Here is a 21,796-nt window from a genome sequence, read left to right as displayed (position 1 = left end):
AGCCGCGGTACGGGGTGAGGGGTGAGGGGCGGACGCATGACGAAGGACGCAACGGGCCTGGTGCCCGACCAGGCCGCGCGGGCCGAGGCGGGGGAGCCGCGAGGCGCGGACGGACCGAACCGGGTCGTCGACGATCCGGCTGAGATCACCCCGGCGTGGCTGACGGACGTGCTGCGCTCGGGCGGCGCCGACGTCGAGGTCACCGGTCTGCGCTTCGAGCCGGTCGGCACCGGGCAGACCGCGGTCAGCTACCGCTTCCACCTCGACCTCGCGCCGGGCCAGGCCGGGCGCGGGCCGGCGAGCGTGGTCGTGAAGATGGCTTGCGGTGCCCCGGAGGTCCGCCGGCGGCTGAAGGTGGCCTACCGCAACGAGGTCGGCTTCTACCGGACCTTCGCGGGACGCGCGCGGGTCGAGGTGCCGCGATGCTGGAGCGCCGGGCTCAGCGACGACGAGCACCGTTTCACCCTGGTGCTGGAGGACGCCCACCCGGCGCGGGCCGGCAGCCAGGTCGACGGCTGCACGGCCGCGCAGGCGGTGCTGGCCGTCCGCAACCTCGCCGGGCTGCACGCGCCGTTCTGGAACGACGACACCCTCGCCGAGGGCGCCGACTGGCTGTCCCGGCTCGACGAGGCCGGCATGAGCTTCCTCGGCAAGGTCGCCACCAGCGCCGCCGCCGAGTTCACCGACCGGTACCGGGCCGACCTCGACCCGCGGGACGTCGACACCCTGCTGCGCGCGGCCGAGCTCGTCGCCGGCTGGGGGAGACACACGACGGGTCGCTTCTCGCTGTTACACGGCGACTACCGGCTCGACAACCTTTTGTTCTCCGGCGACGCGCAGGTGCGGGCGGTCGACTGGCAGACCGTCGAGGTCGCCTTCCCCGGCCGAGACCTCGCCTACTTCCTGTCCACCGCCCTGCCGCCCGCCGAGCGGCGCGTCCACGAACGGGCGCTCGTCGCCGCCTACCACCAGCGGCTCGTCGAGTACGGCGTCCCGGACTACCCCGTCGACCTCTGTTTCGAGGACTACCGGCGCGGGCTGCTGCAGGGGCCGCTGATCACGATGATCGGCGCCATCTACGCGAGCGCCGAGCGCACCACGGGCGCCGACCGGATGTTCCTGTCCATGGCCGCCAACGCCTGCGCGGCGATCCGCGACCTGGAGGCCCTCGAACTGCTGTCGGCCTAGCCGGCCACGACCGTCGGACGCGGGGGCAGCCATGCCCCCCACCCGTCCCGACCGGACCTGGCCCGGCGCTCGCTGGCCCGGCCCGGCCGGGACGCGGTGACTTCCGGGCCGCCGCGGACGGCGCTACAGTGCTCCACCGCGGACGGTGTGTCTTCGCCGGCGAGTGGTTCCGCCAGCGGTGATCGAGGATGGTGGCGTCGCGGGTGTCCAGGTCTGGGGAGTCGACCTCGCGGGACGGGGCGCCGACGCTGCTGGTCGACCGGTCCGAGGGCGTGGCCGTGCTGCGGCTCAATCGTCCCCACCGGCTCAACGCCCTCGACGCGTCGCTGGTGGCCGCGCTGCGCGCGACCTGCGCGGCGATCGCCGACGACGGCGACGTCCGGGTGGTCGTGCTGACCGGGGCCGGCCGGGGATTCTGCTCGGGCATCGACGTCCGCGACTTCGGCGGCGACGTCCCGGACGCGGCGGCGCCCGCGATCGAGCGCATGCGGTTCCAGGAGATGATGGCGGCGCTCCCGCAGGTCGTGCGGGACCTGCCGCAGCCGGTCGTCGCCGCGGTCAACGGGCCGGCGTTCGGGGGTGGGCTCGCCCTCTGCCTCGCCGCCGACGTGCGGATCTGCGCCGCGTCCGCGACATTCGGCAACGCCGCGATCCGGCTCGGGCTGTCCGGGGCGGAGATGGGGATGAGCTACCACCTGCCGCGCGTCGTCGGCACCAGCATCGCCGCCGACTGGATGCTCACCGGGCGGACGGTCGCGGCCGACGAGGCCCTGCGCAGTGGACTGGTGAGCGCTGTCCACCTCGACGGCGATCTGTGGGAGCAGGCCATGCGGACCGCCGGGCTGATCGCGTCGCACGCGCCGCTCGCCACGCGGATGACGAAACGCGCCCTCGCGCAGAACACCGACGCGCCCAGCCTCGCGGCCGCGATCGAGCTGGAGAACCGCAACCAGGTGATCACCCATGCCACCGACGAGGCGGCCGCGGCGCGCGCGGCGTGGAGCGGGCGCTGACGGCGTCGGGCCACGTCAGATCCGCTCGATGATGGTGGCGGTGCCCATGCCGCCACCGGTGCACATGGTGACCAGGCCCGCCGTCAGGTCCTGGCGCTCCAGCTCGTCGAGAACGGTGCCGAGCAGCATCGCGCCGGTCGCGCCGATCGGGTGGCCGAGCGCGATGGCGCCGCCGTTCACGTTCACCCGGTCCGGGTCGAGGCCGAGGTCGTCGATCGTCGTGAGCGCGACCGCGGCGAACGCCTCGTTGATCTCCCAGAGGTCGATGTCGCCGGCCGCCATCCCGGCCTTGGCCAGGCAACGCCGCGCGGCGGGCGCGGGCGCTGTGAGCATGATGACCGGCTCGGACCCGACCGCCGCGGTGGCGCGGACCCGGGCGCGCGGGGTGACCCCGTTGGCCCGCACCCACGCGTCGGACGCCACGACCACGGCGGCGGYGCCATCGACGACCCCGGAGGAGTTGCCGGCGTGGTGGACGTGCTCGACGTGGCCGGCTCGCGGGTAGCGCGTCAGGGCGAGCTCGTCGTAGGTGCGCGCCTCGCCGTCCGGCCGGGTCGCGCCGGCCGCCGCGAACGCCGGCCGCAGCCGGGCGAGCCCCTCGAGCGTCGTCCCGGGGCGGGGGTGCTCGTCGCGGTCCAGCAGCACCTTGCCGTCTGGGTCGGTGACCGGGATGATCCCGCGGTCGAACCGGCCCTCGGCGACCGCGCGCGCGGCGCGGTCCTGGCTGGTGACGGCGAAGGCGTCGACGTCCGCGCGGCCCAGGCCGGCGAGGGTGGCGATGAGGTCGGCCGAGATGCCCTGCGGCACGGTGGGGAACAGCGCGCGCAGCGCCGGGTTCTGGCCGTCGATGGTGGCCGAGCCGGCGGCGAGGCCCCAGCGCGACATCGACTCCACCCCGCCGGCGACGACGAGGTCCTGCGCCCCGCTCGCGACCCCGGTCGCGGCGATGGTGACGGCCTGCTGCCCGGAGCCGCAGAAGCGGTTCAGCGTCATGCCGGGCACCGTCTCCGGCCAGCCCGCGAGCAGCGTCGAGAGCCGTCCGATGCAGTCGCCGTGGTCGCCGGCGAAGATGCCGTTGCCGGCGACGACGTCCTCGACCTCGGCCGGGTCGAAGCCGACCCGGCCGGCCAGCGCGCGCAGGCACTGCGCCAGCAACTCCTGCGGGTGTATGTCGTGCAGCGCGCCGTCGGGCCGCCCCTTGCCGCGCGGGGTCCGGACCGCGTCGACGATCCAGGCGTCCATGTCAGCTGACCTCGTGGAACAGCGTGCGGGGGCGGGCGTCGGCGAGCAGCCGTCGCACCGCCTCGCCGGCCTCACCTGGAGACTCGACGGGGTTGGTGCTGGGGCCGCGGTGCCAGCCCTCGGCGACCGCCAGCACGATGCCGGACGCCTCGATCACCTGGCCGGTCACGTCGCGGGAGTCGGCGGAGGCCAGCCAGGCGATGACGGGGGCGACCGCGGCGGGGGAGAAGGTCGAGCGGATCTCGTCGGTGATCTCCAGATTGGCGGTGAGCCGGGTGAGGGCGCCCGGGGCGATGGCGTTGACGGTCACGCCGTACCGGCCCAGTTCCTGGGCGGCGATCTGGGTGAAGGCGGCGATCCCGGCCTTGGCCGAGCCGTAGTTGGTCTGACCCACGTTGGCGTACAGACCGGAGACGGAGGTCGTGTTGATGATGCGGGCGTCGTTGGTCTCGCCGGCCTTCGCGCGCTCCCGCCAGTAGGCGGCGGCGTGCCGGCTCGGGGCGAACGTGCCCTTGAGGTGGACGCGGATCACCGCGTCCCACTCGTCCTCGGACATCGAGAACAGCATCCGGTCGCGCAGGATGCCGGCGTTGTTGACCAGGACGTCGAGGCCGCCGAACGTGTCGACCGCCTGCCCGACGAGCCGCGCTGCGCCGTCCCAGCTGCTGATGTCGTCGGTGTTGGCGACGGCGGAGCCGCCCTTGGCGGTGATCTCGTCGACGACCTCGGTCGCCGGGCCGCTGCTGCCGCCGGTCCCGTCCCGGCTGCCACCGACGTCGTTGACGACGACGTTCGCGCCGTGCTGGGCCAGTAAGAGCGCGTACTCCCGGCCTAATCCGCGTCCCGCGCCGGTGACGATGCAGGTCCTGCCCGCGCACATGTCGGCTTCACTCATGGTAGACAGCCAATATCGATGTCGATGTTGGTGCAAGCGAAGGGGTTGGGGCGGACGTGGCATGGGACTTCGCGACCGATCCGGACTACGCCGAGCTTCTGACCTGGGCCGACGCGTTCGTGCGCGAGGAGTGCGAGCCGCTGGACCTGGTGGTCCGGGAGTCACATGACCTCCATGACCCGGTCCGGCAGGCGCTCATTCCGCCGCTGCAGGCGATCGTCAAGGAGAAGGGGTTATGGGCGACCCATCTCGGCGCCGAGCTCGGCGGGCCGGGCTTCGGGCAGGTGAAGCTCGCCCTGCTCAACGAGATCCTCGGCCGGTCGGTCTGCGCGCCGATCGTCTTCGGCTCGCAGGCCCCCGACTCCGGTAACAGCGAGATCCTCGCCCGCTTCGGCACGCCGGAGCTCAAGAAGCGCTACCTCGAGCCGTTGCTCGACAACCGCATCGTGTCGTCGTTCTCGATGACCGAGCCGCAGGGCGGCGCCGACCCGAAGATCTTCACGACCACCGCGACGCTCGACGGCGACGAGTGGGTCATCAACGGCGAGAAGTGGTTCACCTCGTTCGCCGCCCTCGCGTCGTTCCTGATCGTGATGACGGTGACCGACCCGGACGCGCCGCCGTACCAGCGGCAGTCGATGTTCGTCGTCCCGGCCGGGACACCCGGCGTGAACATCCTGCGCAACGTGGGGATGGGCTACGAGCCGGTCGGCCAGGGCAGCGAGGGCTACGTCCGGTACGAGAACGTCCGCGTCCCGGCCGACCACATGCTCGGCCCGCGCGGCGGTGCGTTCATGGTCGCCCAGACCCGGCTCGGCGGCGGCCGCATCCACCACGCGATGCGCACGGTCGGGCTGGTCCGGCGGATCTTCGACATGATCTGCGAGCGGGCGGTCTCCCGCTTCACCCAGGGCGAGGTGCTGGGAGACAAGCAGCTCGTGCGGCAGATGGTCGCCGACTCGTGGATGGAGATCGAGGCGTTCCGCCTGCTGACCCTGCAGACCGCGTGGAAGATCGACAAGTTCCAGGACTACAAGGCCGTCCGCGCGGACATCTCCGCGGTCAAGGCGATGATGCAGAAGGTGCTGCACGACGTCAGCTCGCGGGCGCTGCAGCTGCACGGCTCGCTCGGCACGACCCACGAGATGCCCTTCGTGCACTACCTCGTCGAGTCGTTCGTGCTCGGGCTCGCCGACGGGCCGACCGAGGTCCACAAGGTCACCCTCGCCCGCGAGCTGCTGAAGGGGTACTCGCCCGCGGAGGGCCTGTTCCCGTCGGGCCACCTGGTGCGCCTGCGCGCCGAGGCCGAGGCGAAGTTCGCCGACCGCCTCGCCGGAATCCCACGGACCTGATGCGCGCCCGTGCCCGGGACAGGCCCCGGTTACGACCGTCAGCCCAGCAGATCGGCGGCCCGCGTGAGCAGCCCGGGCAGCGCGCCGGCCAGCTCCTCGGCCATCGGGTCCGGCGCCGGCCGGCGCCGGGAGTGCTTCACGATCAGCGACCAGGTGGCGGCCGACTTGAAGCAGGCGAACGCCTGGAACCAGTCCAGCGCCGGGACGTCGCGGCCCAGGCGCTCGGCGTAGGTCGCCGCGAGGTCGGCCGGCGCGGGGAGCGCTTCGGCGTAGCGGGTCCGCCGGCCGTAGGTGGCCGGGTCGGCGTTGATGAGGAACCACCCGAGGTCCACCCGGGGGTCGCCGACCGACCAGATCTCCCAGTCGATGACGGCGGTGACGGTGGGGCCCGAGGCCAGCAGGTTGCCGAGGCGGAAGTCGCCGTGGACGACGGCCGGCGCGATCGCGGCCGGCTCGGTGGCGAGCAGCGCCTCCGCGACCCGCTCCCAGCCGGGCACGAGTGTCGGGTCGACGGTTCCCAGTGCGCGTGTCCAGCGACGCACCTCGTCCGCGAGGCCGACCTGGGGCTCGTCGGCCAGCCCCAGCGCGGCGGGGCTCAGCCGGTGCAGCGCGGCGAGGGTACGAGCGGCATCGAGCATCCGGTCGGCGACGACGGCCGGGTCGCCGCCGTCGTCGGGGTCGCCGCCGCCGTCGCCGTCGCGGTCGAACAGCGGCTCGAAGGAGGCGCCCGGCACGAACGACATCACGAAGACCGGCGGCACCTCGGGCGGGTCGCCGGGGTCCTCCCACAGGACCGTGGGCACCGGCACCTCGGTCGCCGCCAGCCGGCGCAGCATCGACGCCTGGCGCAGCACATCACGGTTGCGCACCGGTTCCAGGCCCGGTGGCGCTGCTTTTACGACGACGGGACGAGAAATGCCGTCGACGGTGGCCGTTCCGACGTACGACAGGCTGGACGCGCCGCCGGACAGGCGACGCAGGCCGGTGAGTCCGATGACCGCGAGCCGCGACTCGAGCGTGCCCAGGTCGATTTCTATCGTCATCACTCCCCGTCGTCGGGTTGATATTCGGGAGACAACATGTCAGGGCTGTGCGAGGGCAAGGTAGCGCTGGTCACCGGGGCGAGTCGAGGACTGGGAAAGGCGATCGCGCAGCGGTTCGCCGCCGAGGGCGCCACCGTGGTCATCACGGCGCGGACCATGGAGCCGGACGACAAGTACGTGGGTTCGTTACGGGAGACGGCGCAGGAGATCAGGGCCGCGGGCGGATCGGCCGTCGAGATCCAGTGTGACCTTTCCCAGAACGCCGACCGCGAGCGTTTCTTCGCCGCGGCCGTCGAGGCGGCCGGCCCGCCCGACATCCTGGTGAACAACGCCGCCGTGACCTTCTTACGCACCCTGGACGGATTTCCCGAACGGCGTGCCCGGCTGATGTTCGAGATGCATGTGCTCGCCCCGATGCACCTGATCCAGCTCGCCGTCCCGGGCATGCGGGCCCGTGGCGGCGGCTGGATCCTGAACCTCACCTCGATCGCCGGGCAGCGGCCGGTCGGGCCGCCGTTCTCGGAGTTCGACCGGACCGCCGGATTCGGCGTCTACGGCACCGTCAAGGCCGCGCTCGACCGGCTGACCGCCGCCTTCGCCGCCGAGCTGTACACCGACCGGATCGCGGTGAACGCGGCCGCGCCGTTCCAGCCGGTGTCCACGCCGGGCGCCGGCACGCTCGACCTGGCGAAGGAGGACACCGAGGAGATCGACCTGATCACCGAGACCGCGCTCATCCTCTGCACCGCCGACCCCGCGACGACGACCGGCCAGGTCGTCTACACGCAGCCCTTCCTCCAGGACCTCGGCCGCCTGGTCTGACGCCCGACCACTCCTCTCGCGCGTCCTGTCAGACGCCAGCGTCACGAGACGGTGCTGGTCGTGGCGCTGGCGTCTGACAGGATTCCCCGTCACGTCGGACAGGACGAGCGGATGGTCGCAAATCTCGACATTGGTGTCGAGTTCGATATTCTGGGGAGGACGGAGCCGGCGTCAGGCCGGCCCGATGATGATCGGGACGTGCGGCGAGCCGCACCTCGGCGGCGGGAATGACGACGCCGGAGCGCCCGACGCCAGCGGGCCACCTACCAGCGGGAACACCTAGGGAGTGACATGGTCGACGGTCCGAGCACGCAGGGTCCCCTGATCGTCGAGGCGCGCGGGGCCGTGCGGGTCGTGACGCTGAACCGGCCCGACGCGCTCAACGCCGCCGACGAGACGCTGCACCCGGCGCTGGCCCAGGTGTGGCCGGAGCTGGACGCGGACCCGAAGGTCCGCGCGATCGTCCTGACCGGGGCGGGCGCGGCGTTCTCGGCGGGCGGCGACCTCGGCCTCCTGGACAGGATGGTCAAGGACGTCGAGCTGCGCGCCCACATCATGGCGGAGGCGGCGGACATCGTCCGCGGGATGACGTCCGTGCGGGTGCCGATCGTCGCCGCGGTCAACGGTCCGGCGGTCGGTCTCGGCTGCAGCCTCGCCGCCATGAGCGACCTGGTGGTCATCGAGGAGCACGCGTACTTCGCCGACCCGCACGTGGCGCTCGGCCTGGTCGCCGCCGACGGTGGGGCCCTGACCTGGCCGTTGCTGACCAGCCTGCTGCGCGCCAAGGAGTTCATCCTGCTCGGTGACCGGCTGCCGGCGGCCGACGCGCTGCGCCTCGGGCTGGCCAACCGGGTGGTCCCGACGGGGACGTCGGTCACCACCGCCGTGGAGCTGGCGACCCGGCTGGCCGCGCTGCCCCCGCAGGCGGTGATCGAGACCAAGGCGATCCTCAACGGCGCGCTGCACCACGCGATGACGTCCTCGCTGTCGGCGGCGCTCGACCGGGAGACGGCGTCGTTCGACGAGCCGGCGTTCCAGCGCAACCTCGCGGCGATGCTGAGCCGGGCGGCCGGCCGGCCGAGCCGGTGAGCGCCCTGGCCGGGCTTGGGCGTGCCCCGGCCGACCGCGCCGCGCGCTACCGGGCGGCCGGGCTGTGGGACAACCGCCTGCTCGCCGACGGCGTCGAGGTGGGCGCGGACCGCCGTCCCGACGTCGTGGCGGTCGTGGACGACGAGCGCGGGCTCTCCTATGCCCAGCTGGCGACGGCCGTGGCGGCGGGCGTGACCGCCCTGGCCGCGCGGGGCGTCCGGGCGGGCGACGGCGTCGTGCTCGTCAGCGGCAACACCCGTCATGGAGTGATCGCCTACCATGCGCTGCTGCGCGCCGGCGCGACGACGGTCCTGCTGGACCGCCGGTGCGGGGTCGCCGACCTGCGTGCCGCCCTCGACGCGCTCTGCGCGCGACCTCGGGTGATCGTGCCGGCGGCCGAGGCCGAGCGGCTCGCCGAGCCGCTGACCGAGGCGGTCGAGGTGGTGTCGCTGGAGCTGTTCGACGACGTGAGCGGGCCTCCAGCCGAGCCTTCCGGTTCGGCCGAACCTTCTGGCTCGGCAGGCTCGGCAGGCTCGGTCGGCTCGCGGCCGCTGTCGCCATGGGCGCCGACCTGGGCGGAGCCCGACCGCGACCGGGCCGCGGTGGTGCTGTTCACGTCGGGCACCACCAGCCGGCCCAAGGGCGTCGTCCACTCGCTCAACACGCTCACCGCCGGCGCCGACAACATGGCACGGACCACGTCCGCGGACGAGCGCACGGTGGTCTTCCTCGTCAGCCCGCTGACCAGCATCACCGGCCTGTCGCAGGTCCACCTCGCGGCGGACCGGCACGCCACGCTGGCGCTGGAAGACCGGTTCTCACCGGAGCGGACGCTGCGCCAGATGAACGCCGTTGGCGCGACCCTGCTGGGCGGCGCGCCGGTCATCGCCGAGCGCCTGCTGCGGGCCGCCGTGGCCGCCGGCCCGGACGGCGCCGGGATCGGCCTGCGGACGCTGGCGCTGGGCGGCGCGATGCTGCCGCGCCCTCTGCTCGAGCTGGCGACGGACACCTTCGGGATCGAGATTGCCCGCGTCTACGGCTCCTCCGAGGCGCCGACCTTCTCCGGAAGCCTGCCAGGGGACGACCGCGAGCGGCGGCTGTCCGACGACGGGGCCCTGCTGCCGGGCAGCGAGGTGCGCGTCGGCTCCAGCCACCACCCGCGCGAGGGCCTGCTGCGCGGTCCCAACCTGTTCCTCGGCTACCTGGACGCGGCGGACGACGAGGCCGCGTTCGAGGACGGCTGGTTCCGTACCGGTGACCAGCTCGAGCTGCACGACGGCCGGCTGACGGTCGTCGGCCGGCTCAGGGAGGTCGTCAACCRCAACGGCCTCAAGATCTCGCTGACCGAGATCGATGCGGCGCTGGCCGACCTGCCCGGAGCCGTCGAGGCCGCCTGCTTCGGCATGCCCGACCCGTCGACCGGCGAGCGGCTCGCGGTCGCGGTCTGGCCGGCCGACGGCATCGCGGTCACTCTCGACGCCGTCGTGGCCCATCTCGTCGCCCAGGGGGTCGCGACGCGCAAGCTGCCCGAGCAGGTCGTCCGCTGGGATGCGCCGCTGCCCCGGACCGCCTCGGGCAAGCTCGTCCGATCCCGGCTGGTGATGGACACACCCGGAAAGGACAGCGACCTGGCCGCCCGGCTGGCCGACGGTTGACCCGCTGGAGAAGCCCAAGAGACCGACCCGCCCCCGACCCCGGCGCCGCACTTCGCCCGGAGGAGTTCTGATGCTTCCCTCGCCCGCGGACCAGGTGGCCATCGGCGGCCTGCTGGCCCGCTACTGCCTGACGCTCGACCTGGACGACGTGGAGGGCTGGGTCGGTCTGTTCACCCCGGACGCCAGCTATCTGGTCTACGGGCGTTCCTTCGATGGGCGTGACGCGCTGCGGGCGATGATGCGCGCGGCTCCCGGTGGACTGCACCTCGGCGGCCCGCCGGTCATCGACATGGTCGGTCCGGACGAGGCCCGTACGACCCGCAACCTGCTCTTCGTCGACCGCGCCGACGGGGTCGCGCGGCATGCCGTCTACAGCGACGAGCTCGTCCGGACCCCGGACGGCTGGCGGATCAGCCGCTGCCGGTGCCAGTTCATCACGCCGGACGGCCTGTCCGACCGGCCCGCGCGCCCGAGGAAGCCGGCCCCGGAAGGTTCGTGACGGTCGGCGGCTTGGTGGACGATCCGGCCGGGCCCGACCTGGGCCGCGGATCGACCGCTGCCCGCCGGACCGGTCGGCGCGGGATCAGCCGACCCGGCGGGCCGCGCCCGACCAGTAGCGCTGGCGCAGGGTCAACTTGTCCGGCTTGCCGACGGCGGTGAGCGGGAGGGTGTCGGCGAACTCGACGCTCTTGGGGGCGTAGTGGGAGCCCTTGCGCTCCTTGACCAGCGCGGCTAGCTCCGCCGCCAGCTCGTCGGCCGACACCGCCGTGCCGGCGCGGAGCACCACGACGGCCTTGACGGCCTCGCCCCATTTCTCGTCGGGCACGCCGATGACGGCGGCCGCGGCCACCGCGGGGTGCGTCGAGAGCACGTCCTCGATCTCGCGGGGGAAGACGTTGAAGCCGCCACTGACGATCATGTCCTTCTTGCGGTCCACGATCGTGTGGAAGCCGCGCTCGTCCTCGCGGGCGATGTCGCCGGTGTGCAGCCAGCCGCCGGCGAGGGCCTCGGCGGTCTGCTCCGGCTTGTTCCAGTAGCCCTTCATGACCAGCGGCCCGCGTACGCAGATCTCCCCGGGCTCGCCGCGCGGCACCTCGTGCCCCTGGTCGTCGAGCAGCGCGACCTTCAGCCACGGCACCGGCCGGCCGCAGGAGGCCAGCCGGGACAGGTCGTCCGGGTCGTGTTCCTCCTTGCGCAGCACGAACACCGTCTGGGGTGCCTCCGTCTGCCCGTAGAACTGGAAGAAGACCGGCCCGATCCGCGTGATCGCCTCTCTCAGCCGGGTGGGCGACATCGCCGAGGCCCCGTAGAAGACCGTCTGGAGGCTGGAGAGGTCGGTCTGGTCGAGCCGTGGATGGTCGAGGATCGCGTAGATCATCGCCGGGACGAGGAAGACCGACGTGATGCGGTGGCGTTCGATGGCGTCGAGGACCGCGCCGGCGTCGAACCTGGGAAGCACGACCACCGAACCGCCCTGGAGCAGGACCGGGACGATGAAGGGCGCGCCCGCGTGGCTCAGCGGTGTGCAGACCAGGTGGCGCAGATCGGTCGGCCACTGCCATTCGGTGAGCAGGATCTGGGTCATCGCGGCGCTGCCGCGGTAGGTGGCCATCACGCCCTTGGGCTGCCCGGTCGTCCCGCCGGTGTAGGCCACCGCGGAGATCCCCTCGGCGTCGAGGCGGGGCGCGACCAGCGGCAGCGGGTCGTGGCCTTCCGCGAGCGCGTTCAGGTCCTCGCCGACGTCGCACGGCCCGAACGACAGCAGCCGCTTCAGGGCTGGCACCCGCTCCTGGAGCCGGGCGGCCCGCTCGGCGAAGGCTGGGTCGAACACCAGCGTCTCGATCTGGGCGTCCTCGAGGACGTACGCGTGGTCGTCGAGCGAGCCCAACGGGTGCAGCGAGGTGTTGCGGGCGCCCGCGACCATGTAGGCGCCCATCGCGTACAGCACCTCGGGGCGGTTCGTGGAGAGCATGGCGACGCCGCTGCCGGGCCGCACCCCCTTCGCCACGTAGACCTGCGCGTACTGGCTGATCCGCGCGCTGAGCTGGGCGCCGGTCAGGACGCTTTCCCCGAGATGGATCGCGGGCCGGTCGGGATGGCGGCGCAGCGCGGCGATCAGCAGGTCGGGAAGGAACGCGCCGCGGTACAGGTCCTGGTACAGGTCCGCCGCCTCGTCCGGCGATGCGCCGCTCATGGGGATGCCTCCTGCTGCTGCTGATCCTGGGGACGGCCGCCGGGCGCGCACAAGAAGATCATTTTGCACACCCTTTGGCTCTCGGCGTCTCGCGTGGTCACTTGGCGGGGAACCGCTGCGCGGCGTCGAGCCGGATGTTCTCCCCGTTGAGATAGGGGTTGCGGACGATCGCCTCGACCAACAGGGCGAACTCGATGGGGCGACCCATGCGGGGCGGGAAGACGATGCTGGCGACCAGCTTGTCCTTCAACTGCTGGGAGGCGCTGAGCATGAGATCGGTGCCGATGGTGCCCGGCGCGATGCCGCACACCCGGATGCCCAGTGGAGCCAGGTCGCGGGCGAGGGGCAGCGTCATCCCCAGGATGGCGGCCTTCGCCGACGCGTACGCGACCTGGCCGGCCTGTCCTTCCAGCCCCGCCAGTGACCCGGTGTTCACCACGACGCCGCGCTGACCGTCCTCGTCCGGTGTGTTCGCCCCCATCGCGGCGGCGGCCAGCCGGGTCACGTTGAACGTGCCGAACGCGTTCTTCGCCATCGTGTCGACGAACGTCGCCATGTCGTGCGGTTCCCCGTCGCGGCCGACGGTGCGCGCCGGGCGGGTGCCGCCGCCGGCCACGTTGACCACGACCGACAGGGTGCCGAGTGACCGGGCGGCGTCGATCGCGGCCTGGACGTCGGCGTCGGCGGTGACGTCGCCGACGACCGCCGCCGTCGCGGGCCCGAGCTCCGCCGCGAGGTTCCTCGCGCGCTCGCCGTCCCGGTCGAAGACCGCGACACCGATGCCGAGCTCGACGAGGTGGCGGACGGTGGCCGCACCGAGGCCGCCGGCGCCGCCCGTCACGATCGCCGACGCGTCCGTGAGATTCATGAGCCGCCTTCCGTGGTGAGGCCCGCCGTCAGGCCGGCGCCCCCGCCGTCGATGAGCCTGAGGCAGTGATCCGGGTCTGGCCGCGAGCCGTTCGTCAGGACCGTCCGCTCGCTCGCGTCGGCGGCCAGGTACAGGACCTCGGACGTCATGAGGTCGCCCACGAGACGAATGAAGAACGCGAGTGGGATCGTCGTGAGGCACAGGTCGGCCGGGCCGAGGCCCTGCCAGCCCTGCCGCTGGGCCAGCGGGGCGGTCAGCAGCGTGCGCAGCACGCCCTGGCCCGCGATGGCGTCGCCCTCGACGACCAGGTCGTCGAGGCGCAGCCAGGTCATCGCCGCGCCCTTCGCGCGGCCCTGGCGGTGGACCGTCTCCACGAGGGCCGCCCGGTCGGTCCTCGTGGCGCTTCCGCCCGCGTGCGTCACGAGGGCGAACGCCGGATCCAGCGTCGCCCCCACGCGCTCGGAGTCACCGATCAGCTCGCCGGCGAGGCGCTCCCGGAGCAGTCGAAGGCCGCGATGCCCTGGTGTGTCGACGAGTCGTTGGTCGATGAGGCGGAACGCCTGCAGGACGTCGTCCTCGTCCGGTCCCGTGTCGGTCGTCATGCGTGGTCTCCACCTGCTCCGGTGCGACGTCAGGCCCGCGGCGGGGCGCCGGGTCGCAACAGAATCTATTGACTGTCTCATCCTGAGTCGATTGATTGATGCTGTCTCACCCTGCGGCCAGGCTTCGCCCGAGGTCGCACCACCGCGGGTTCACGAAAGGTGAGTCACGAGATGGTCAGCTCACGAGCGGCGCTGCTGCACGGCCCAGGTCGGGACTTCAAGATCGAGACGGTCGACATCGACGGACCCCGGGCCGGCGAGGTCCTGATCGAGGTGCGGGCCTGCGGCCTGTGCCACTCCGACGAGCACGCGCGCACGGGCGACATGCCGATGTCGCACTACCCGATAATCTGCGGCCACGAGGGCGCCGGTGAGGTGACCGAGGTTGGTCCGGGGGTCACCTCGGTCCGGCCGGGTGACCACGTGGCGATGTCGTTCGTGCCGTCCTGCGGCGTCTGCGGGCTGTGCCGCACGGGCCGGGCCTTCCTGTGCGACGAGGGCGCGAAGCTGTTCAGCCTCGGCATGATGACCGACGGGCGGATCGCCCACCGCGTCGGCGGCGAGCCCGTGGCTCGCTACTCCCAGCTCGGCGCGTTCTCCGAGCGTCAGCTGGTCGCCGAGACCTCGCTCGTCAAGATCGATCCCGAGGTGCCCTGGACGGTGGCCGCACTGGTGTCCTGCGGTGTCGCCACGGGGTTCGGCTCCGCGGTGAACCGCGCCGAGGTGAAGCCGGGCGACACCGTCGCCGTCCTGGGCGTCGGCGGCATCGGCGTCAGCGCGGTGCAGGGCGCGCGTATCGCGGGGGCCCGCCGGGTGTTCGCCGTCGACCCGGTGGAGTTCAAGCGCGACCAGGCGCTGCGCCTCGGTGCCACCCACGCGTTCGCGTCCCTGGACGAGGCAGCCGACCAGATCAGGCGGCTGACCGCGGGCGCGATGTGCGACGCGGTCATCTGCGCGTTCTCGGTGATGCGTTCCGAGCTGCTGGAGCCCGCACTGGGCCTCACCGGCAAGGACGGCACGTGCGTCATCACCGCGGTGGCGCCGGCGGGCCAGGCGCAGGCGGACGTCAACCTGTTCATGTTCGCGATGACGAACAAGCAGATCCGCGGCTGCCTGTACGGCTCGCAGAGCCCACGAGTGGCGATCCCGCGCCTGCTCGACCTGTACCGCGCGGGCATCCTGAAGATCGACGAGCTCGTCACCAGGACGTACACGCTCGACCAGGTCAACGACGGCTACGCAGACCTGGAGGCCGGTCAGATCCTCCGCGGGGCGATCGTCTTCTGAGCGCCAGCCGACGATCTCGATCCGGTCGGCCTCGATCTGGTCAGCGGCGTCCGGGGCCGCTGGCCGGTGCTCGCCCGCTTCTTGAAGAAGATGAGACATGAGTGCAATAGTGTGTTGCCATGCGACATGCTTGCCGTCGTGAGTCGCAGTCGTGCTGCGTCGTGAGGGGACGGGACAGATGGCACCTAAGGACATCGGAGCGCTGCGTGGCGCCGACGAGACCCTGAACCATCAGTTAGCGGACACGTTCGCCACCGTGGCGGAGTCCGATCTTGCCTGGACGGAGAAGATCTGGGGCTCGCTGGCGAGCGTCGACGGTTCGCTGCAGGTCGGCTTCGGGTTGGGGAAGTACCACAACCGGGGCATCATGGACGGCTTCGCGGGTGTCTCCCGGGGCCGTTCGCAGTGGACGGTCCGAGGTAGCCGGGAACTGCGCAGCGACCCGGAGGAGACGGCGGTCGGCCCGATCCACTACGAGATCGTCGCGTCGTTGGACCAGGTGCGGTTCCGGCTGGAGCCCAACGATGTCCAGCCCATCTCCTTCGACCTCGTCCTGTCCGGCGTGACTCCACCGTTCTTCGAGGACCGCAACCTCGTTCGCAACCGCCGCACCGGCCGGGTGGACGTCAACGTCGTCCGCTATCACCAGGGTGGCTGGGTGTCGGGCACCGTCACGGTCGACGGCGAGACCCACGAGGTCCGCCCAGAGGCGTGGTTCGGCTATCGGGACCACTCGTGGGGTGTCCGGCAGGCCGTCGGGGCGCCCCCGACGGATCTGATCCGGAGTCGGGCGCCGCGGCAGGAGACACAGGTCAAGGGCGGGATGAAATGGGCGCCGGCCTTCCTGCGCCGCCCCGACGGCTCGTACTACGAGACCGCCATCTTCATCGCCGAAGGCGTCTGGGGATACACCTCCGCGTATCTCAACGAGTCCGACGGCACCCAGCTGAAGATCCGTGAGGCCGAGCCGCGCATCGAGTACGACAGCCGTACGCGGTTCGTGAGGGGTGGGGAGCTGCACCTCACGATGGATTCCGGTGAGAAGCGGGTCATCGAGGTCGAGGCCCTCGGCGAGTCCGGCTTCTTCCTGAAGACCGGGGGATACGGATCCTGGGGCGGGCACATCCACGGGTCGTGGCTGGGAAAGCTGCACCTCGACGGCGAGTACTTCGAGGACTGCTGGAGCGACGAGAACCTGCGCGTCCTCGGCCAGCTTCGCGACACGCCGGTCCGGGTCCGGGAAGGCGACGCGGTGGGCTACGGCATCCTGGAGAGCCTCATCCACGGCGAGTGGCCCGAACTCGGCCTGACGGCTGCCTCCGACCACCAGGTGTCGTTCGCATGACGACCGGGACCGCCGCCGAAGAGCGGATCAACGTTCTCGACCCCGAGTTCTACGTGGACCCGTGGGAGGCGTACCGCTGGCTGCGCGACGAGGCTCCGGTCTTCTGGGACCCGGTACAGAAGCTGTGGGTCGTCTCCCGTTTCTCCGACGTCCTCGCGGTCGAGAAGGACGGCGCCCGGTACTCGTCGTTCTACGGCTCCCGGCCGCACATCGACCTGCGCGAAGACCGTTCCATGATCAATATGGACGATCCGGACCACCAGGACCAGCGCAACGTGGTGGYCCGGCGGTTCACCCCGCGTGCCATGCGTAGCCATGAACAGCACGTTCGCGGCGTCGTCGCGGAGATCCTCGACGCGGTGACGCCGCTCGGGGAGTGCGAGGCGATCGAGTCCATCGCCTCGCGGCTTCCGGCCATCGTGATCGGCGACCTGCTGGGATACCCGCGCGAGCTGTGGGAGAAGGTCCGGTACTGGTCGGAGCAGATCATGCTGCTGTCCGGCAAGACGTCACCGGACGGCCCGCCGCACGTCACCCACCCCGGGATCATCCCCGTCATCAAGGACTTCGTCGCGACCACCGTGCAGATCATCGAGGCCCGCCGGGCCGAGCCCCGCGACGACCTCATCTCGCTGTGGGTGACGACCCCGGGGTGGGACACCAAACGCGTTCTCGACGAGACCATCCTCGTGCTCGACGGCGGGGCGGAGACGACCCGGACCGTGATCGGCACGATGATCCGCGACCTGGCGCTGCACCCCGAGCAGCGGCGGCTGCTGCGCGAGCAGCCCGAGCTGCTCACGCACACGGCGGTCGAGGAGTTCATCCGGTGGGTGTCGCCCGTCCTCAACATGAGGCGCACCGCCACCGAGGACCACGAGCTGCACGGGCAGCACATCCGCTCGGGCGACCAGATCCTGCTGCTCTACTCGGCCGCCAACCGTGACCCGCGGGCCTTCACGGACCCGGACGTCCTCGACGTGACGAGAACGTCCGAGCGGCATGTCGCCTTCGGTTTCGGCACCCATGTGTGCCTGGGCGCCCACCTCGCCMGCCTCGAGATTCGCGTGATGTTCGAGGAGCTGCTGCGCAGGATGCCGGACTGGGAGCTGGTCGACCCGGACGAGCCCCAGATCCTGGCGGCCACCTTCGCCAGGGCCTACGACCGTATCCGCATCCGCTTCACCCCGAGCTGACCGGCGCGAAAGGAGCATGGCGAGCAATGCGAACCGAGGACGCTCTCGAGCTGCTCACCTTATGGTTCCGGGACCGGCTCGCGCCCGCGACCGACGTCCGCGTCGAGAACTCCAGCCGGGTCACCTTCGGTCACTCGGCCGAGATGCTCGCGCTGACGCTGGCCTGGCGCGCCGGCACCGAGCAGCGTCGCCAGGATGTCGTCCTGCGCCTGCGCCCGCCGTTTCCGGGCCTGCTGGAGCCGTATGACATGACCCGGCAGTTCACCATCCTGCGAGCGCTCGAGAAGACCGACGTGCAGAGCCCGGCGGTCCTGTGGCTCGACGAGTCCGGCGAGGTGCTGCGGCGGCCGTTCTACGTGATGGAGCGAGTGGTCGGGGATGTCTACGAGCAGGAGATACCCGAGTGGCTCGACGCGCGGCCCGCGACGATTCGACGCATGACGCTGGCACTCGTCGAACAGCTCGCCGCGATCCACTCGGTGGACCTCTCCGGCAGCGGCCTGGCCGCCCTGGGCGACGGCCGGACGTATGTCGACGACCAGCTCGACCACTGGACGGCCGAGATGCGCCGGGTCCAGCGCGACGAGCTCCCGGCGCTGGAGCGRCTGCTCACCGAGCTGCGGGACCGGAAGCCCGCGGCGTCCGAGCGGGCCACCCTGGTCCACGGCGACCCGAAACCCGGGAACTTCGCGTTCGTGGACGGCGAGGTCACCGGCGTCTTCGACTGGGAGATGGCCGGGGTCGGTGACCCACTCGCCGACGTCGGGTACCTCGACCTTCTCTGGAAGACGCCTGGCTTCTTCACGAGCCGGCCGTCGGCCCTCACCTCCGACGAGGCGGTCGCGTACTACGAGGAGCTCACCGGCATACCGGTCCGGCACCGGGAGTGGTACCGGGCGTTCCAGTCGTTCAAGACCTGCGTGATCCTCCTCGTCGGCGCCATGCTGTTCGACGCCGGCCACTCGGACGACCCGAGGTTCAGCCTCATGGGGCTGGGCATCGCGCCCTACGTCCGGCGGGCCCTGCGCGACCTCGGCATCGACGAGCGACTGCCCTCCGGACCCGTCGAGCCCCGGCCCGAGCGTGTTCAGGAAGCCCGCGAGAGGTCCGCGGGCCCGGCCCGCTGACAGCCCTCGGACATGCGCCGGCGTGCCGGCGATCAGACGAGTCGTGATCACAGGAAGACGGACACATGGACATGACGAACGAGGCCGACGGACTGTCGGTGCTGGTCTCGGGCGGCGGTACCGGCATCGGCGCGGGTATCGCGCGGCGGCTGGTGGCCGAGGGCGCCTGGGTCACGATCTGCGGCCGCACCGCGGACACCCTGCGGGCGACGGCGGACTCGATCAACGCCGACGCCGGCCGCGAGGCGGTCCAGTTCCACGTCGCGGACGTCACCAGCGAGCCGGACGTGCGGCAGCTCGTCGAGCTCGCGGCCGGTTGGCGCGACCGGCTCGACGGCGTGGTCGCGAACGCGGGCGGTGGTGGTGCCCTGGCCCCGCTGCACGCCCAGAAGGTCGACGAGTTCAACCGTGTCCTCACGCTGAACGTCATCGGCACGCTGCTGTTGGTCAAGCATTCGGTTCCGCTGTTCGCCGGCGCCGGCGCCGGTTCGTTCGTCGCCATCTCGTCGATCGCCGGACACGTGACGCACCCATACTTCGGTGCCTATCCGGTGGCGAAGGCGGCCGTGGAGGAACTGATCCGCAACGCCGCCGACGAGTACGGGGCGGCGGGCATCCGGTTCAACGCCGTCCGGCCGGGGCTGACGTCGACGGAGATCATGAGCTGGGCGAAGCCGGGCACGCCGGTCTACGAGAGCTACGACGAGAACACGCCGCTCGGGGGCGCCTCCGATGTCGACGACGTCGCGCAGCTGGTCAGCTTCCTGCTGTCGTCCCGCGCCGCCAGGGTCACCGGGCAGATCGTCAACGTCGACGGCGGCCTCTCCCTGCGCCGGGGCCCGGACTACTCGACCCTGGTCGCGCCCCGGTTCGGGGGTAAGGACGCCCTGCTGGGGAGGGCCGAGCCGGCCCGTACCGGCCCATGAGACGAGCCACGGACGGATGCCGCGCCGCCCCTACCATGGCTCCATGACAGCGGTCGCCGAGGAGGACGGCGCGGGCCAGCGCACCCCGGGGTGGTGGGGGAGCGACAGCGCGCTGCTCGACGACGAGGAGGCCCGCCGGCGCCTGGTCGCGGCCACGGGTCGCTGCCTCGCCCGGCGGGGCACCAGCCGGATCCGCGTCGAGGAGGTGGCCGTCGAGGCGGGCGTCTCCCGCTCCACGGTCTACCGATACTTCAAAGGCCGCAACGAACTGATCCTCGCCGTCCTGCTGAGCAGAGTGGACGTCGCCATGCAGGGCGTTCTCAGTTCACTTTCGCGGCCAGAAGACGCGTCGAGCTCGATCTGTGACGTGTTCCTGAAGTGCACGGACCTGATCAACGGAGACGCCATCAACGAGGCGCTCTTCGCCACGGGAAGCCGATCGCTGCCGGAGTCGTTGGAACTGACCGCGGAACCCATAGTGGACGCCGTGTATCGCCACCTCCGGCCGCTACTCCGACAGTGGCAGGACGGTCGGCAACTTGCCACCGACCTGGACCTCAGGGAGACCGTCCGGTGGATGATGGCCGCGGGCGTCATCATCATGAGCCCACCGTGGTCCGGCTGGTCGCCGGCACGGAAACGGGAGTTCGTCGACAGATACGTCGTGCGCGCACTCGTCGGCCCGGCCTGAGCAGGCTCGCCGCCTGCCGCCTGCCGTCAGGCCGAGCGCGGGGCGGGCGGCCTCATCGCGGCGACCATGTCGGGGTAACGGCGGGTCCGCGCGCCCCCGTCGACGCCGTACAGCGCGCCCGAGACGTAGGAGGCCTGGTCCGAGGCGAGGAAGTAGACGACATTGGCGATCTCGTCCGGCTCCGCGAACCGGCCGAGCGGCGCGTTGTCGACGAACTCCTCGACCAGACCCGGCAGGTGCCACAGCCCGCCGGTCAGCCCGGTGCGCACCAGCCCCGGGGCGACCGCGTTCACCCGGATGCCGTACCGCCCGAGCTCCAGCGCGGCGACCTCGGTGAGCGCCACGGCGCCGGCCTTGGCCGCGCAGTACGCGGCCACTCCGCGCCCGGGCTGCACCGCGTTGAGGCTCGCGACCGTGACGATCGCCCCGCCCCGCCCGGCGTCGCGCATGACCCGGCTGCCGTGCTTCACGGTCAGGAACGCTCCGTGCAGGCACAGGTCGACGACCCGTCGCCACGCGTCGAAATCGTGGTCCGGGATCTCGGAGAGATACCCGGCGCCCGCGTTGGCGACCACGACGTCGAGGCGACCGAAGGTGGCGACGGCCGTGTCGATCAGCGACGCCACGTCGTCCTCGACCGTCACGTCGCACCGGGCGGCGGCGAACACGTCCGGGCCGAGCTCGGCGCCGAGCGAGGCGAGACCCGCTTCATCGATATCCCCGCCCACGACCTTTCCGCCTTCGGCGGCGAACCGGCGTGCGACCGCTCGGCCGATGCCGTTCGCCGCGCCGGTGACGACGCCGACCCATTCCGGGGGTGTGCCGCTCATCGCTCTTCCTTCCCCGTGGAGGAAACCGGAGGATTGTCTTCGTCTGGTGCCGGCTCACCGCCCTGACGGGGATTACGCGGTGGGTGTTTGATGCCGAGGGCGTTGAGCCAGATGCGGGTGAGTTCGTCGACGGCCTTGTCGGTGTCGAAGGCGACGGGGTCGTGGGAGTTGAAGAGGAGTTCGGCGAAGTAGGCGACCATGCCGCCGAGGGCYTGGGCKGCGTAGGCGGGTTCGACGTCGGGGTCGGCGAGGTGGTCGTGTTGGARTTGGCGGATGCGTCGTTCGATGCTGTGGGCGAAGGCGTCCTGGCGTTGGAAGCGGATGCGCCAGACGTCGACGTCGATGGTGGCGACCTGGTGGATGACGCGCATGATGCCGGCGTTGGCGGCGTAGGTGCGCAGGTAGTGCTCGTTCGCCGCGCGGATGCGTTC

20 protein-coding genes and 1 pseudogene are annotated in these 21,796 nt (G+C 71.8%); 13 read left to right on the top strand and 8 right to left on the bottom strand.

Going from position 1 to position 21,796, the window contains the following annotated elements; all coding sequences use genetic code 11:
* Window positions 1-36: 36 nt before the first annotated feature.
* Window positions 37-1,188, top strand: a complete 1,152-nt coding sequence (locus BCD49_RS26390) for a phosphotransferase (protein WP_007507984.1) — start codon at window positions 37-39, stop codon at window positions 1,186-1,188.
* 188 nt (window positions 1,189-1,376) lie between these two features.
* The gene (locus BCD49_RS26385; protein WP_051466434.1) at window positions 1,377-2,201 is read left to right on the top strand and encodes an enoyl-CoA hydratase/isomerase family protein; all 825 of its coding nucleotides are present in this window, start codon (window positions 1,377-1,379) and stop codon (window positions 2,199-2,201) included.
* A gap of 15 nt (window positions 2,202-2,216) precedes the next feature.
* Here the strand turns inward: BCD49_RS26385 and BCD49_RS26380 are convergent, their stop codons facing one another.
* Both BCD49_RS26380 and BCD49_RS26375 read right to left on the bottom strand, forming a co-directional pair.
* The gene (locus BCD49_RS26380; RefSeq protein ID WP_083401709.1) at window positions 2,217-3,443 is read right to left on the bottom strand and encodes an acetyl-CoA C-acetyltransferase; all 1,227 of its coding nucleotides are present in this window, start codon (window positions 3,441-3,443) and stop codon (window positions 2,217-2,219) included.
* A 1-nt stretch (window position 3,444) separates the two neighbouring features.
* Window positions 3,445-4,338, bottom strand: coding sequence for an SDR family oxidoreductase (locus BCD49_RS26375; protein ID WP_035925471.1), 894 nt, complete (start codon window positions 4,336-4,338; stop codon window positions 3,445-3,447).
* 56 nt (window positions 4,339-4,394) lie between these two features.
* On the opposite strand from BCD49_RS26375, the gene BCD49_RS26370 reads away from it, so the two are divergent.
* Window positions 4,395-5,690, top strand: coding sequence for an acyl-CoA dehydrogenase family protein (locus BCD49_RS26370; RefSeq protein WP_007507993.1), 1,296 nt, complete (start codon window positions 4,395-4,397; stop codon window positions 5,688-5,690).
* Window positions 5,691-5,728: 38 nt separating this feature from the next.
* Here the strand turns inward: BCD49_RS26370 and BCD49_RS26365 are convergent, their stop codons facing one another.
* On the bottom strand, window positions 5,729-6,736 hold the full coding sequence (locus BCD49_RS26365) for a phosphotransferase (protein WP_027141141.1): 1,008 nt from the start codon (window positions 6,734-6,736) through the stop codon (window positions 5,729-5,731).
* Between the two features lie 33 nt (window positions 6,737-6,769).
* On the opposite strand from BCD49_RS26365, the gene BCD49_RS26360 reads away from it, so the two are divergent.
* The 4 genes from BCD49_RS26360 to BCD49_RS26345 all read left to right on the top strand — a co-directional run bounded on the left by BCD49_RS26360 (window position 6,770) and on the right by BCD49_RS26345 (window position 10,798).
* Entirely contained in the window at window positions 6,770-7,555 is a 786-nt protein-coding gene (locus tag BCD49_RS26360) for an SDR family NAD(P)-dependent oxidoreductase (RefSeq protein ID WP_007507997.1), read from the top strand.
* A 291-nt stretch (window positions 7,556-7,846) separates the two neighbouring features.
* Window positions 7,847-8,644: an enoyl-CoA hydratase/isomerase family protein gene (locus BCD49_RS26355; protein WP_007508000.1), complete on the top strand. Its 798-nt coding sequence runs from the start codon at window positions 7,847-7,849 to the stop codon at window positions 8,642-8,644.
* The gene (locus tag BCD49_RS26350; protein WP_071042021.1) at window positions 8,641-10,299 is read left to right on the top strand and encodes a class I adenylate-forming enzyme family protein; all 1,659 of its coding nucleotides are present in this window, start codon (window positions 8,641-8,643) and stop codon (window positions 10,297-10,299) included. The genes BCD49_RS26355 and BCD49_RS26350 overlap by 4 nt, the downstream gene beginning before the upstream one ends.
* Before the next feature lie 70 nt (window positions 10,300-10,369).
* The gene (locus BCD49_RS26345; protein WP_007508004.1) at window positions 10,370-10,798 is read left to right on the top strand and encodes a nuclear transport factor 2 family protein; all 429 of its coding nucleotides are present in this window, start codon (window positions 10,370-10,372) and stop codon (window positions 10,796-10,798) included.
* 84 nt (window positions 10,799-10,882) lie between these two features.
* Here BCD49_RS26345 and BCD49_RS26340 read toward each other — a convergent pair whose 3' ends face one another.
* The 3 genes from BCD49_RS26340 to BCD49_RS26330 all read right to left on the bottom strand — a co-directional run bounded on the left by BCD49_RS26340 (window position 10,883) and on the right by BCD49_RS26330 (window position 13,963).
* Window positions 10,883-12,493, bottom strand: coding sequence for an AMP-binding protein (locus BCD49_RS26340; RefSeq protein ID WP_007508006.1), 1,611 nt, complete (start codon window positions 12,491-12,493; stop codon window positions 10,883-10,885).
* Between the two features lie 97 nt (window positions 12,494-12,590).
* On the bottom strand, window positions 12,591-13,361 hold the full coding sequence (locus tag BCD49_RS26335) for an SDR family NAD(P)-dependent oxidoreductase (RefSeq protein WP_007508008.1): 771 nt from the start codon (window positions 13,359-13,361) through the stop codon (window positions 12,591-12,593).
* The gene (locus BCD49_RS26330; protein ID WP_007508010.1) at window positions 13,358-13,963 is read right to left on the bottom strand and encodes a hypothetical protein; all 606 of its coding nucleotides are present in this window, start codon (window positions 13,961-13,963) and stop codon (window positions 13,358-13,360) included. Before BCD49_RS26330 ends, BCD49_RS26335 begins: the two co-directional genes overlap by 4 nt.
* Window positions 13,964-14,134: 171 nt before the next feature.
* Here BCD49_RS26330 and BCD49_RS26325 point away from each other — a divergent pair, with 171 nt between their 5' ends.
* The 6 genes from BCD49_RS26325 to BCD49_RS26300 all read left to right on the top strand — a co-directional run bounded on the left by BCD49_RS26325 (window position 14,135) and on the right by BCD49_RS26300 (window position 20,535).
* Window positions 14,135-15,250, top strand: coding sequence for an NDMA-dependent alcohol dehydrogenase (locus BCD49_RS26325; protein WP_007508012.1), 1,116 nt, complete (start codon window positions 14,135-14,137; stop codon window positions 15,248-15,250).
* Window positions 15,251-15,428: 178 nt separating this feature from the next.
* On the top strand, window positions 15,429-16,595 hold the full coding sequence (locus tag BCD49_RS26320) for a hypothetical protein (protein WP_007508014.1): 1,167 nt from the start codon (window positions 15,429-15,431) through the stop codon (window positions 16,593-16,595).
* Complete coding sequence (locus BCD49_RS26315) at window positions 16,592-17,791, top strand: cytochrome P450 (protein ID WP_071042020.1); 1,200 nt, start codon at window positions 16,592-16,594, stop codon at window positions 17,789-17,791. Before BCD49_RS26320 ends, BCD49_RS26315 begins: the two co-directional genes overlap by 4 nt.
* A 26-nt stretch (window positions 17,792-17,817) precedes the next feature.
* On the top strand, window positions 17,818-18,918 hold the full coding sequence (locus tag BCD49_RS26310) for a phosphotransferase family protein (protein WP_007508017.1): 1,101 nt from the start codon (window positions 17,818-17,820) through the stop codon (window positions 18,916-18,918).
* A gap of 65 nt (window positions 18,919-18,983) precedes the next feature.
* A complete protein-coding gene (locus BCD49_RS26305) occupies window positions 18,984-19,844 on the top strand; it encodes an SDR family oxidoreductase (protein ID WP_007508019.1) in 861 nt (286 codons plus the stop codon).
* 43 nt (window positions 19,845-19,887) lie between these two features.
* The gene (locus BCD49_RS26300; RefSeq protein WP_035925467.1) at window positions 19,888-20,535 is read left to right on the top strand and encodes a TetR/AcrR family transcriptional regulator; all 648 of its coding nucleotides are present in this window, start codon (window positions 19,888-19,890) and stop codon (window positions 20,533-20,535) included.
* A gap of 26 nt (window positions 20,536-20,561) precedes the next feature.
* Here the strand turns inward: BCD49_RS26300 and BCD49_RS26295 are convergent, their stop codons facing one another.
* Complete coding sequence (locus tag BCD49_RS26295; RefSeq protein ID WP_007508023.1) at window positions 20,562-21,365, bottom strand: SDR family NAD(P)-dependent oxidoreductase; 804 nt, start codon at window positions 21,363-21,365, stop codon at window positions 20,562-20,564.
* A pseudogene (locus BCD49_RS26290) lies at window positions 21,362-21,796 on the bottom strand (TetR/AcrR family transcriptional regulator); the annotation flags it as partial. The gene BCD49_RS26295 and the pseudogene BCD49_RS26290, both read right to left, overlap by 4 nt.

Source organism: Pseudofrankia sp. EUN1h (assembly GCF_001854645.1).
GTDB lineage: Bacteria > Actinomycetota > Actinomycetes > Frankiales > Frankiaceae > Pseudofrankia > Pseudofrankia saprophytica.
Note: the sequence above shows the minus strand (reverse complement) of the source record. Positions and strands in the feature narration are given on the sequence as shown.